Raw genomic sequence first — 12729 nt, 5'->3', positions numbered from 1 at the left:
ATCGAGCCGGAGAGGTCTCCGACGTCCTGATCCCGCTTGGGGAGGAGTGCGCGCGGACGCGCACCCCGATGTCGTTGGTCGACTTTACTGCGCGCCGGTCGGCTGCAGCGAGGTGATGACCAGGAGGCCAGTGTGAGCCCAGAACGCGCCGTTGGTGCCCATTGCGGGGTTGGCGGCGGTCGGCCAGTTCTTCCAGTAGTGCTGGTTGTAGGCGATGCGGTGCAGCCACTGGATGATCGGAATATCGATCGTATCGCGCCAGTAGATGCCCAGAGCCTTGGCGGCGCCTTCCTGGAACTTCGGATCGTCCGACGAGAGCGGGGCGATCGAGTCGAGGATTTCGTCGTACTCGGGGTTCTTGTAGCGCGAGAACCGGTTGTTGCCGGCCGATGTGCCGATGGCTTCGCTGTACTTGCCGTGGAAGAGGTTCAGAGCCTCGAACGGGTCGTAGAGCGATGCGCCGTGGCCGAACATGTAGAGGCCGGCCTTGCCGTCCGCCATGTTCTGGTAGGCATCGGGGCCGAAGTTGATCGCGGCGTCGAAGCCGCCCTGGCGAAGCATTTCGACCAGGATCGGCACGATGTCGGAGTGGATGCCTTCGAAGCCCTGGATGGTGGCGTCGATGGTCTTGCCATCCTTCTCCCATAGGCCGTCGCCGTTCATGGTGTAACCGGCTTCGGTCATCAGCTTGCCGCTCTGCTCGGGGTCGAACAGGCGCGGCTGGTACTGCTCCTCGAGCGCCTTGACGGCGGGCGAGTCGGCAAAGGCCTGCAGGTTCGGGTAGAGCGGGAACGGATAGATGGTCGCGATCGGAGCGCCTTCATACAGGATGTCGTTGATGACATCGCGGTTGATGACGAGGCTCATGGCACGACGGATGTTGGGGTCGTTGTACGGCTCCAGCTGGGTGTTCATCCACAGCGAGTTCGGCCACCAGTCGAGATAGCCGAACGGCGATTCCGAACCGGTATGCGTGGTGATCTCCGGGTTCTGGGCAAGGATGTTGCCGATAACCGAGGAGCGCATGTCGAGGGCGGAGTCGAACTCGTTGTTCACGACGCGCTGGGCGACGGTGTCCATCGAGACGCCGGTGATGTTGGCGATGATGACGCGCTTGACGGCCGGCTCGGCGATGCGGCCGGCTTTGACCGCCCACCAGTCCGGACGGTAGTCGAAGATCTTCTGGTTAGCGTTCCACGCCTTCAGGTCATACGGGCCCGAGTGCGGGATATCGATGCTGCCGGGCGCCATGTTGACGTCGGGCTGCTTGGACAGCCAGTCGGCCGGCACGATCGGGATACCGGTATCGAACTTCTCGGTCAGCACCTCGAACTTGAAGCGCGGGGCCGGGGCCTTGAAGTTCACCTTCACGGTCAGGTCGTCGACGATGTCGGTGGACGAGACGAACTGGGTGAAGTGCGCGTTGTAGGGCAGCTTGTTATTGTTCAGCTGGCCATCGAAGGTGAACTTGACGTCCTTGGCGGTGACGGGGGTGCCGTCAGACCACTTGGCGTCCTTGTTCAGCTTGATCTCGAGCGCGGTGAAGGTGTCGTCGGTATATTCCATGCTGTCGGCCAGCCACGGAACGTACTCGCCCTTGAAGATGGCGAAGTACATCAGCGGCTCCCACATGAAGGCATTGCCTTCCTGGTGGGTATAGCCGGGGAGCGCCCACGGATTGGTGACGCCGATCGGCGACGACAGCGCGACGCCCCAGCCCAGAACCACGGTCTGGTTGCGCGGCACATCCGGAAGCGGAGTCGCCGGAGCGATTTCCTTTGGCGCTGTGGCAGCGAGCGGGCTTTGCGCCAGCGCTGCCAGCGGCGATGCCATGACGCCGAGCGCCAGCAGTGCCGCTGTGATTGTTCTACGTTTGACCATGTGACAGAGTCTCCCTTGACTGTCGACGAAAGCAAAGCGTCGCCTTGTCGGCGACCGATGTTTGAATTGTGGGTCCCATGGACCCGGTTACGCCCCACACCTCCTCAAGATAATCTTGTTATCCTGCGATCATGTCCTGGGAGCGGGCGTTCGGCCTGGCCGGGACAACGCGGACGCGCTATGCGCACCGGTCGTCCCATCATTGCCTCGGGTGGTCTGCTCTGTCCGCCGATCTCCTGCTGGAAGATCGGACCGGGTCCTGCGAGCCTTCGCTGTCGCGCCGCGCCCGATTGGGCGGTTACGGCGCAGCATAGTCCGACGGCGGCCTATGGTCGGGCCACCGCTACGCTATGCCTGGCGTCTCGCTTTTCCCGTCCATCGGACAGTCAGATCTTGCCCTGCGGCATTGGCTTGGCGTCTCCCCCATGGAACCGGCAACTCCCTCCAGAGCGCCCGGCTTTTCTCCCAATATTCTCAAGCGTTAGACGCGCGTGGGGGTTGAGTCAACAGCTGGAATGGTAGTTCGAAGCGCCCCTCGCGCAGGAAATTCGCTCGACATCTCGAAGCGCTTTGAATGTGCGGGACTTTTTTTGGTTTTACCAAGTCTGTGTATCAACGCGCAAAAATAATGTGCGATCGGTAACATCGGCGTGCATGAGGCCGGGATTCTCGTCCCTCGCGGCACGTGCGACAGCCGGCGTGTCAGACGAAGCGGACGATGAGCCGCTGCTCGGTTCGGCCGGTGACTTCACAGGCCCATTCGACAGCGTCGGAGCGGATCTGCAAGGTGAAGGCGTCGGGGATATCGCGCGTCGAACTCAGCAGCAGTTCGGCGCCGTTCTCCCACAACGCGCGCACGGTGCAGTCGGCTACCGCGTGGCGGTTCATGAAGATGAGGCGGCCGGCCTTGAGCACGCGACGGCGTTCGGCCTGCACCGTGGTGCCGGCAGGCTGCCAGACGGCGCTGCGGTTGCGGCCGCCCCGCTTGGCGGCATAGAGCGCCTCGTCGGCCTTTTGCAGCAGGCTGTCGACATCGTCGCCCACCGGATCGAGGCTGGCGATGCCCAGGCTGGCGCTCACCGCGATCGGCGGGTGGCTGCCGGGGATCTTCAGCGTCCGGATCGCGGCGCGCAACTTCTCGGCCGCTTCCCAGGCGCGGTGCTGGTCGGTATGCGGCAGCAGCACCGCGAACTCCTCGCCGCCGAGGCGGCCGAACAGGTCGGTGCGGCGCAACTGCTCGCCGACCAGCCGCGATACGGCGGCAAGCACCTGGTCGCCGGCGGCGTGGCCATAGGTATCGTTGACCGACTTGAAGTGGTCGAGATCGAGCGCAATGCAACTGAGCGCGCTGCGATGGCGGCGGGCGAGGGCGACGAATTTGCCGGCTTCGTCCTTGAAGGCGCGCCGACTCGAAACCCCGGTCAGGGCATCGGTCGCGGCGAGGCGCCGCAACTCCAGTTCGTTCATGGCGACATGCGCCAGTTCGGTAAGGATGGCCTTTTCGCGCGGGCCGAAACTGCGAACGGCGGAGTCGATGGCGCAGACCGAGCCGATATGGAAGCCGTCGCTGGTGGTCAGCGGCGCCCCGGCATAGAAGCGCACATGCGGGTCGCCCTTGACATAGGGGTTGTCGCGAAAGCGCTCGTCGAGCGTCGCGTCGGGCACGACGATCGGGGTGGGGTCGACCAGCAGGTGCTTGCAGAAGGCGCTCTGCAACGGCACTTCATCGGTCGAGAAGCCATCGACTGCCTTGTACCATTGCCGGTGCGCGTCCATGAGCGAGACGATGCCCACTTCGACGCCGAGGGCCAGCTTGATCAACCGCGCGATCCGATCGAAGGCCTCTTCGCGGCCGGTATCGAGCACGTCGTAGCGCTCGAGCGCCGCCAGCCGCTGGTGGTCCGCGGCAGGCTCGAACGCCTCGTCGGTGAGAAGTGCCAGACCCATCGCGCAGCGATCCCCGTTGCCAGTGATATCGTTGTCGAAGCGGGTTAAGCACTCCTTAACCCTGGCCGCGCGGGCGCGATCACATTGTCAGACGACGAGCGCGCCGGCTATGCCGACGGCGCCGTTATGCGGCCGTTCGCCGGGAGCGTTCCGCTGCGGGGACATTCAATCGACCGCAAGCTTTGCTACGGTGGCGACGAGGCCGTCGAACAGCGCAGCGGCCACGGGATCGGCGCCCGGTGCATCGCCCAGCAGACGGAAGGTGGTGACCACCAGGCCGCCCCTGCCGACGCGGCGGCGGGCGATGGTGGCGGCCGGCTTGTTGATCCAGCCGATGACCACTCCGGCATCGATCAACCCCTCGTATTCCCAGGACCGGAAGCCGGTCAGCACGTGGTGCGGTACGACGCGGTCGAACGAGAGGTCGAGCAACGGGCCGCCGGGCAGGGCGGCAAAGGCGCCGTTGCGCCTGATCCAGGAAAAGTTGGCGATCCAGTCGCCACGCCACAGCGTGCCGTCGCGCAGCACCAGGCCGATATTGGGCAGCTGCGTTTCGGCGCCGAGGTGGCGTGCCCGTTCCTTGCCGGCCGGCATGGTCGGCGGCTCGGCGCGCGGCGGATCGGTCCTGAGGTTCCGATGCGTCTCCACCGAGCCGTCGGCGAGCACCAGGTAGCGCGCGCCGCGGCGCATCGCCTCGATGTCGGTGGCGTCGAGCGCATGAGCGAGGATCAGGTCGGCGGCTGCCGCATCCGAGGTCATCGCATAGCCAAGTCCCTTGGCGTAGGCCGCGAGTTCGGCGCTGGCCGCGGCGATCTTGACCGAGGCGGCCGTGCGCTTGCCGTAGACCGAGACCTGGATTTCGTTCCTCGCGAGGAGCTTGCCGCCTGCTTCGAGCCGTAGTGCGATCGAAGCGACACGGGCATCGCCGCCCAGCGTGATCGTGGTGGTGCCGAGGTCGGCGACCGCGAGGCCCTCGGTGGCGGGCACATCTAGCCTGCCGCTTGCGCCATCGACCGACCAGCTGAGCGTCGCACCTGATGGTATCGCCTTGCCACCCGTCGCAACCTTGAGGCGCAACGCGATGCTCTGGCCCGAGGTCACCGCATGATGCTCGAGCTGCGGCACGATCACCGTGTCGGTGTTGATCTCGGCGAAGCGATCGTGGAAGGCGCGCGGGTTGCGGTTGATGTCGAGCAGGCCGTTGGCCTCCCAGTGCACATCCGTCATCTCGGTGATGACATAGCCTTGGATCGGCGCATGGGCGCGCATCGACTCGATCTCGTATTTGAGGTTGGCGAACTGGTACCACTGCACAGCGGTGATGAAGTCGCCGAAGCTCTCGAACACCCGGTCGAGGTGGTAGGTCTGGAAGCGGTTCTGGATGCCGTGCGGGTAGGCCGCGCCATCGCCCCAGTTGCCGCCGGTCTCGGCCCACCAGGGCTCTTCGCCGGCCGCGGTTTTCACCTGGTCGGGATGCGGCAGGCCCCAGACGCCGAACTCGGAGACCACCAGCGGCTCGTCGCCGCGCCGCTCGCCGTCGCCATGGGGTGACCAGGTCCAGTCGGCGGCGCTGGCGAATTCCTCGGTCAGCTTCTCCCACTCGGCGCGGCGCTCCGGGACCGAGCGGTAATAGTGATAGTCGTTGATGTCTGTCTTGACGTGGAAGTTGGGAATGCAGGCCGAGTTGTCGACGACGAGGCGGCGCGGATCCCTTTGTTTCAGCCAGTCATAGGTGTCCTTGAGCCACTGGCGATGGTCGGCGTTTTCGACCAGCCGCGTGCCCCAGTCTTCGTTGATGATGGTCCAGGCGATGATCGAGGGATGGTTGCCGTCGCGGGCGATGATGCCGGCCATGGTGTCGCGCAGGCGCTGCGCGGCGGCGGCGCTGAAATACTGCACGTTGGGAATCTCGGTCCAGATCAGCACGCCCAGCCGGTCGGCGGCTTCGTAGTAACGCGGGTCGGGCACCTTGATGTGGACGCGCAGCAGGTTGAGGCCCAGATGCTTGGCCTTTTTCAGCTGATCCTCGATGAAGCCGAGCGACGGCGGGGTGCAGATGCCGTCGGGATAGTAGTCCTGGTCGAGCGCCCCCCGCAGGTAGAGCGGTTCACCGTTGAGGAAGAACTTGCCGTCGCGGGTCTCGATCTTGCGGAAGCCGAAGCGGTGCGTCGTGGTGTCGACGACTTCACCGCCGGCAAGCAGTTCGAGCTTCAGTGCATGGAGGTTCGGTGCCTCTGGCGACCACAGGGCTGGGGAGCTCAACTGCAGGGTCAGCGAGGTGCCGGTGGTCTCGGCGGTGACGCTGCCCACCGTGGCGCGCACCGTGGCTCCCGCCGCGGCGGCCGAAAGCGTCAGCCCCAGCGCGACTTCACCGCTGTCGGGGTTGGCGTCGATCGCCACGTGGGCAACGTGCCGTCGGTCGCGCGCGATCAGCTTCACTGACTGCCAGATGCCGCCCAGCGGCCCGTACCAGCTCTGCTTGCCGTGCGGGATCTCGCCGAACGGATAGTCGGGGTAGGCGTCGGCGTCGCCGCTGGGCAGGGTGACGTGGACTTCAAGCGCGCTTTCGGTCGGGGTATCCTCGGGGATCACCAACTCGAAGGGCAGGTAGCCGCCCTCATGCGTCCCGAGCACGCGACCATTGAGGCGGACTTCGGAGAAATAGTTCACCGCGCCGAAGCGGAGGGCGATCTCGCGCCCCTGCCAGGCCGCCGGGATCGACAGCTGCCGGGCATAGATGGCCTTGCCGATCGCGTGACGCAGGTCGGCGAATTCAGCCTGCCAGGGGCCGGGGACCGTCGCGTTGCGCCAGTCGCCGTGGCCGTCGAGGCGGAAGCGCCACGCGCCGTCGAGCGAAATTTCCTCGCGTGCGTCCGCGCCGACCCTGGCTCCAGTTTCGCCGATCATCTCTTTCTCCCTCACGCTAATAATTATTAGCAGGCCGTCATGGCTAGCGGCTTTGTTTCAGCCTGGCAAGATGTTCGGAATGCTAATGAGTTTAGCAGCCGTGTTGCCGCCGGGGCATCGGGGCTGCTAATGCTCTGCCGAACCTGCCGGAGACGTCATGGCAAAGCGGCCGACCATGATCGAAATCGGAGAGCGTGCGGGGGTCTCGCAGGCCACTGTGTCGCTCGTCCTCAACCGGGTCCCGAACGCACGGATTGCCGAGGCGACGCGGCTCAGGGTGCTCGAAGCGGCCGATGCGCTGGGCTATCGCAAGGGGCCGCAGCATCATGTGCCGGAGAACCGGACGCGGGTCATCGGGCTGCTGCTCGATGAGATCAGCACCACGCCGTTCGCCACCCCGTTCATCGAAGGGGCCCGCGAGGAAGCCGCGCTGCAGGATGTGGTGGTCGCCACCTTCTCGACGCGCTCCGACCCCAAGCTCGAAAGCCTCGCGCTCGACCTGCTGCTGAGCAACCGGATCATCGGCGTGCTCTATGCCAGTCTCATTACCCGGCCCGTCGAGGTGCCGGAACGGCTGCGCGACGTGCCGACCGTGCTGCTCAACTGCTACGATACCAAACGCGACTACCCTTCGGTGGTGCCGGCGGACATCACCGGCGGCTACGCGGCCACCGAGGCGCTGCTGCGAGCCGGCCACCGCCGCATCGCGCACCTGGCGGGGGAAAGCTGGATCGAGGCCGCCGACGACCGCGAACGCGGCTATCGGCAGGCGCTGGCCTCGTGGGATGTGCCGATCGACGAAGAGCTGATCATGCGCGGCGGCTGGACCATCCATGGTGGGCGCGAGCTGACGGCAAGGCTGCTGGACCTGCCGGAGCCGCCGACGGCGATCTTCGCCTTCAACGACCGTATGGCGATGGGGGCCTATGCGGCGCTCCGGACGCGAGGGTTGCGGGTGCCTGACGACATGTCGGTGGTCGGCTTCGACGACGAAGAGACCAGCAAGTACATGGACCCGCCGCTGTCGACCATGGTGCTGCCGCACGAGGAGATGGCGCGCTGGGCCGTGGGTACGCTGCTCGACGAGCAACTGCCCGCCGCGTCGCCGCGCCGGGTGAAAATCGAGTGCCCGCTGATCAGCCGCGGCTCGATCGGGCCGGTGCGCGCGGCCGGATAGCCGGTCGTCGCTGCCTCGTCGCGACCCTCGCTCGAGCTCGATCACGAGATTGCGAAGACGTAGGTAACGCGATCTTAATTTCGTTGCGGAGAATGGAGATAAACCGTCGGCTCCGTGTGCCGGCAGATTGGCCCAGCGTTCCATCCGGGCCCCACCTCTAGTGCAGAGGCGTGTTCATGTACCGCGTAAACAAGTCCGTCGAATTCTCTATTTCCCGTCGTAGTTTTGGTATCGGCGCCGCGGCGCTGATCGCTTCGGCGGCGTTCACGCCGGCTTTCGCCAGCGTCGGTGGCTTCGTCGACCAGACCTGGCAGCGGGCCAAGGCGCGGGGCGTATCGAAGCGGGTCTTCGATATCGCGATGGGCGACTTCAAGCCGATCGGCTCGGTGATCGAACTCAGCAAGAAGCAGCCCGAATTCGTCTCCACGGCCGCCGACTACGTCAACAAGCGGGTCAGCGACACGCGCATCGGCACCGGCCACGAGATGCGCGGCGAGTGGGCCAAGACGCTCAAGGCCGTGAGCGAGCGCTATGGCGTGCAGGGCGAGATCATTCTCGCCATCTGGGGTATCGAAACCAATTTCGGCGGGTTCCTGGGCGGCACCAACACGGTGCATGCGCTGGCGACGCTCGCCTATAGCGGCTATCGCGCCGATTTCTTCGGCAGCGAACTGGTCACCTCGCTCGAGATCCTTGAAGGCGGGCACGTACGCGCCAAGGACATGGTCGGCTCGTGGGCCGGGGCCATGGGGCTGCCGCAGTTCATGCCGTCGAGCTTCATGAAGTACGCCGTCGACTTCAAGGGCGATGGCCACAAGGATATCTGGGGTTCGGTGCCCGACGCGCAGGCCTCGATCGCAAACTACTTGAAGTCGTTCGGGTGGCGGCCAGGAGAAACCTGGGGTTACGAGGTAAAGCTCGCACGCGACTTCAACTACCAGAACGTCTGGCAGGGGGTGACGGCGAGCCTGGGCGACTGGCGCGGGGTCGGCGTCAGCCGCGCCAACGGCAAGCCGTTCCCGCGCGACAGCGACACGGCGCGGCTCTACATGCCGATGGGCGGCAACGGCCCGGTATTCGCCGTGCTGCCGAATTTCGGGGTGATCAAGCGCTACAACAACTCCGACAGCTATGCGCTGGCGGTGGGCCACCTCGCCGACCGCATCATCGGCGGCAAGGGCTTCATGACGCCCTGGCCGAACGACACCGCGCTCAACGCCGATGGACGCAAGCAGGTGCAGGCGCGGCTGCTCAAGAAGGGCTACGACATCGGCAAGCCCGATGGCGAGATCGGCCCGAAGACCCGCGCCGCGGTGATCGACTGGCAGACCCGCGCCGGGCTGCTGCCGGACGGGCACGTGTCGGGGAATCTGCTGAAGGCGTTGAGCTGAGCGGCGGTGCTAAGCTCGACGGCCGGAGCGGGCTGACCCCCACCCCTGTCCCCTCCTCCCCGCAAGGGGGAGGGAGACCCTCGCACTAGCATCTCAGTTCGCGTCTCCCTCCCCCTTGCGGGGAGGGATTGAGGGTGGGGGCAGCCCGCTCCGGCCTTGCGGCCAATCCCTCAGATCACCTCGAGATAATCCCGACCGGGCAGCGCCTCGAACGGGGCGGTCGGCAGGGTCTGGTACCAGAAGGCGACGGACGCGATGTCGTCCTGCAGCGGCAGGTAGCGGCGGGTGTTGCGGTTCTCGGTGCGCCAGCCCAGTGCCTGGATGGTGACCTTGAGGTCGCTCTCGAAGCGGATCGGGTCATTGAGGTGCCAGCGATACATGCCGAAGCGGGTCTGGCTGCGATAGGTGCCGTCGGGCCGAAGCACCTGCGGCAGGCCGGCATAGGGGGTGGAGAACTCGCGATAGCGGCTGTCCATGGTGGCATCGACCACGCCGCCGTCGAAGTTATAGGCGCCGCAGAAATAGTCCTCCGTACCGGTGCCGCAGATGGTGGGGAACTCCTTGTCCCCATCCATGAAGAACTTGATCTCGCCTTCGCCCCACCAGCCGGAATTGTTCACGCCCCAGGCCATGTAGGTTCCGACATAGTGGCCTCGACCCTTGATGCCGTCGAGAATGGTGTAGTCGGTGCCGTAGGGCAGGGGGTTGGTGCGGCGGAACTTGGCGTGGAAATAGGCGGCGTCCTCGGGCACCTCGGTCAGGGTGTAGTTGACCTGGTAGTAGATGATGCCGAAATCGTCGGGATCGGTGTTCTCGATCTCGATGCGGGCCGCCTTGCGGAACGGCATTTCCCAGTAGCAGTTGAAGGCGCGGCCGGGGTTCACGCAGACGGCGAGCGAGTTGATCTGGGCGAACTGGCCCCAGCCCATGCAGAAGAAGTCGCCGAGCGGCGCCTCGACCGAGGGGTTCTCCTGGTCGTCCCACCACATGCGGATGATCAGGCTGCGCCAGCGCAGGTTCGCCGTGGTCAGCCAGATCTGCTGGATGGCGCCCATGCCCTTGATGTCGGCGAGGACGCGGGTCTCGCCCGGCTCGATCCGGATCGAGGGCGAAACCTTCCAGCCCTGGCCGTTGCCATTGGGGCCGAGCCCCTTGGCGTGCACCGCGCCGGTGCCTTCGATGGCCATGCCGCCCCTGCCCTTCTCGCCGGTGAAGTTCTCGGGCGAGATCGAGCGGGTCTTGGCCGGGGACAGCCGATAGAGGTTCGAGAGGTTGACGCCTAAGCCGTTGAAAGCAGTCATGTCGAAATCCGTTGGTGAGGAGGGGGTGGTTCAGCCCTTGAGGCCGGAGGTCTTGATCGAGTCCATGATCTGGCGCTGGAAGATCACGAACAGCACCAGCATCGGCACCGCGACGATGGTCGAGGCGGCCATGGTGTAGTTCCAGCTGGCGGCGTACTGGCTCTTGAAGTTGGCGATGGCCACCTGCACGACCCAGAGGTTCGGGTCGGAGGCGACGGTGAGGGGCCACAGGAACGAATTCCAGTTGGCGAGGAAGAACAGGATGGCCAGCGCCGCGATGATCGGCCGGCTGAGCGGCAGGATGACGCTGGTGTAGATGCGCCAGTAGCCGGCGCCGTCGATCACCGCGGCCTCCTCCAGTTCCTTGGGCAGCGACAGGTAGTACTGGCGGAGGAGGAAGATGCCGAAGGCGTTGAAGATCGCCGGGATGATCAGCCCGGCATAGGAGTTCAGCATGCCCATCGAGCGCACCAGGATGAACAGCGGAACGATGATCACCGGCAGCGACACCAGGAACGTCGAGAACATGGCGAGGAACACCACCTCGCGCCCCGGGAACTTCAGCCGCGCCAGGGCGTAGCCGGCCATGGTGTGGAAGAACAAGGCGACCACCGTCACCACCGCCGAGATGACGAAGGTGTTGATCAGGTAGCGCCAGAACGGCACCTCGGTCAGTACGTAGACGAAGTTGTCGAGCACGGGCTTCGTAGGAATCAGGTTCGACTTGAACACCTCGGTCGGGCCCTTGAAGGCGATCGACAGCATGTAGAGCAGCGGGAAGATCGCCATCACCGCAAGCACCACTGTCACCAGCATCCAGACCAGCCGGACGACGTTCGCCTGCGAACGGGAGAGGTTGCTCATGGGGTTGCTCTCAGGTGCGGGGCGTGGGGATGGTTCGGCACGCACAGAGGACCCCCCACCCTGTCCCTCCCCCGCAAGGGGGGAGGAGACCAAAACACTGGCGTCGGAGTTTGCGTCTCCCTCCCCCTTGCGGGGAGGGGACAGGGGAGGGGGTACGTTTCCCGCACCGGCCTGTCAGCGGCGTTGCGGCCGTGTGCCATCAACCGAAGCGTCGTCGCGAAATCACTCATAGTCGAACCGTCCGCCGCGGGTGAGGAGGAAGAAGAACACCGTGACCGCCATCAGCAGCACGACGAGCAGCGTCGCCAGCGCCGCGGCATAGCCGAAGGCGGAATACTGGAAGGCCTGCTGGTAGATGTAGCTGATGAGAAGCGCCGTCGAGTTCGCCGGCCCGCCGCGGGTCATCACGTAGATCAGGTCGAAGGCCTGCGCGCCGGTGATGGCGGCGACGGCCGAGACCAGCAGCACGAAGAAGCTGGTGGGCCGCAGCAGCGGCAGGGTGATGAACCAGAAGCTCTGGGTGGCGCTGGCGCCATCGATGCGCGCCGCCTCGTAATATTCCTTGGGGATGTCCTGCAGGCCGCCGAGGAAGATCAGCATGTAAAAGCCCATCAGGAACCACACCGCGGCGAGCGTTACGGTGAACAGCGCCAGGTTCGGATCGCCGAGGAACGAGATGCCGCCCAGCCCGATCGAAGCGGCAAAGCGGGTGAGCACGCCGAGCTTGTCGACCACCATCAGCTGCCAGACCAGCGCCACGACGACGAGGCTGACCATCTGCGGGGCGAAGAACATCGAACGCATGATGGTGTTGAACTTGCTGGTCCGCTGCACCAGCAGCGCGAGACCGAGGCCGGTGACGTAGAGCAGGGGCACCAGCATGACGGTGAACTGCGCGGTGACGCGCAGCGACGACCAGAACAGCGGGTCGACCCACATCTTCGAATAGTTGGCGAGCCCGACGAACTTGAAGCCGCCGAAGCCGTCGACCTCGAACACCGAAATGCCGAGCGCCAGCAGCATCGGCAGGCCGATGAACAGCATCAGGCCGATGGCGTCGGGTGCGACGAACAGCACGCCGGCAATGGCCTCGCGCTGCTTCGTGGTGAGCCGGATGGCAGCCGGCCTGCCGCCCGCCGCCGTGGTGGTGATTTCGGTCACTGGTCTATCCTTGGTTGGCTCCCCTCCACGGAGGAGAGTCAATCGCATTTGATGAGGCACTGGCATTTGAGCCGGACGCCTTCTCCCCCTTGTGGGAGAA

General features: G+C 65.3%; 8 protein-coding genes. 2 read left to right on the top strand and 6 right to left on the bottom strand.

Features of this window, described 5'->3' with window-relative positions; all coding sequences use genetic code 11:
- Positions 1-84 precede the first annotated feature (84 nt).
- The 3 genes from APS40_RS05040 to APS40_RS05030 form a co-directional block, all read right to left on the bottom strand.
- Positions 85-1881 (bottom strand): ABC transporter substrate-binding protein, encoded by a 1797-nt coding sequence (locus tag APS40_RS05040; RefSeq protein ID WP_055046020.1) that lies wholly within the window; start codon positions 1879-1881, stop codon positions 85-87.
- A 702-nt stretch (positions 1882-2583) separates the two neighbouring features.
- Positions 2584-3828, bottom strand: a complete 1245-nt coding sequence (locus APS40_RS05035; RefSeq protein WP_055046019.1) for a sensor domain-containing diguanylate cyclase — start codon at positions 3826-3828, stop codon at positions 2584-2586.
- Between the two features lie 165 nt (positions 3829-3993).
- Entirely contained in the window at positions 3994-6735 is a 2742-nt protein-coding gene (locus APS40_RS05030; protein WP_055046018.1) for a glycoside hydrolase family 2 protein, read from the bottom strand.
- A 157-nt stretch (positions 6736-6892) separates the two neighbouring features.
- On the opposite strand from APS40_RS05030, the gene APS40_RS05025 reads away from it, so the two are divergent.
- Together APS40_RS05025 and APS40_RS05020 are read left to right on the top strand one after the other, a co-directional pair.
- Complete coding sequence (locus APS40_RS05025) at positions 6893-7912, top strand: LacI family DNA-binding transcriptional regulator (RefSeq protein WP_055046017.1); 1020 nt, start codon at positions 6893-6895, stop codon at positions 7910-7912.
- Positions 7913-8088: 176 nt separating this feature from the next.
- Positions 8089-9303 (top strand): lytic murein transglycosylase, encoded by a 1215-nt coding sequence (locus APS40_RS05020; protein ID WP_055046016.1) that lies wholly within the window; start codon positions 8089-8091, stop codon positions 9301-9303.
- A gap of 170 nt (positions 9304-9473) precedes the next feature.
- On the opposite strand, the gene APS40_RS05015 is transcribed toward APS40_RS05020, so the two are convergent.
- From APS40_RS05015 to APS40_RS05005, 3 genes are all read right to left on the bottom strand, one after another.
- Positions 9474-10604 carry a glycoside hydrolase family 172 protein gene (locus APS40_RS05015; protein WP_055046015.1) on the bottom strand — a complete coding sequence of 377 codons (1131 nt, stop codon included), beginning with the start codon at positions 10602-10604 and terminating at the stop codon, positions 9474-9476.
- A 30-nt stretch (positions 10605-10634) separates the two neighbouring features.
- Complete coding sequence (locus APS40_RS05010) at positions 10635-11468, bottom strand: carbohydrate ABC transporter permease (RefSeq protein WP_055046014.1); 834 nt, start codon at positions 11466-11468, stop codon at positions 10635-10637.
- Positions 11469-11690: 222 nt separating this feature from the next.
- Positions 11691-12629, bottom strand: a complete 939-nt coding sequence (locus APS40_RS05005) for a carbohydrate ABC transporter permease (RefSeq protein ID WP_055046013.1) — start codon at positions 12627-12629, stop codon at positions 11691-11693.
- Positions 12630-12729 lie beyond the last annotated feature (100 nt).

Origin of the sequence: Devosia sp. A16, assembly GCF_001402915.1 — a bacterium.
Taxonomy (GTDB): Bacteria; Pseudomonadota; Alphaproteobacteria; order Rhizobiales; family Devosiaceae; genus Devosia_A.
The sequence above is the reverse complement of the archived record's forward strand: the minus strand, read 5'-3'. Positions and strand labels throughout refer to the sequence as shown.

Excerpts from the sequence above, each read along its gene's own strand:
- APS40_RS05015 (WP_055046015.1), bottom strand. The coding sequence starts at position 10,604 with ATGACTGCTTTCAACGGCTTAGGCGTCAACCTCTCGAACCTCTATCGG.
- APS40_RS05020 (WP_055046016.1), top strand. The coding sequence starts at position 8,089 with ATGTACCGCGTAAACAAGTCCGTCGAATTCTCTATTTCCCGTCGTAGT.
- APS40_RS05030 (WP_055046018.1), bottom strand. The coding sequence starts at position 6,735 with ATGATCGGCGAAACTGGAGCCAGGGTCGGCGCGGACGCACGCGAGGAA.
- APS40_RS05025 (WP_055046017.1), top strand. The coding sequence starts at position 6,893 with ATGGCAAAGCGGCCGACCATGATCGAAATCGGAGAGCGTGCGGGGGTC.
- APS40_RS05035 (WP_055046019.1), bottom strand. The coding sequence starts at position 3,828 with ATGGGTCTGGCACTTCTCACCGACGAGGCGTTCGAGCCTGCCGCGGAC.
- APS40_RS05010 (WP_055046014.1), bottom strand. The coding sequence starts at position 11,468 with ATGAGCAACCTCTCCCGTTCGCAGGCGAACGTCGTCCGGCTGGTCTGG.
- APS40_RS05040 (WP_055046020.1), bottom strand. The coding sequence starts at position 1,881 with ATGGTCAAACGTAGAACAATCACAGCGGCACTGCTGGCGCTCGGCGTC.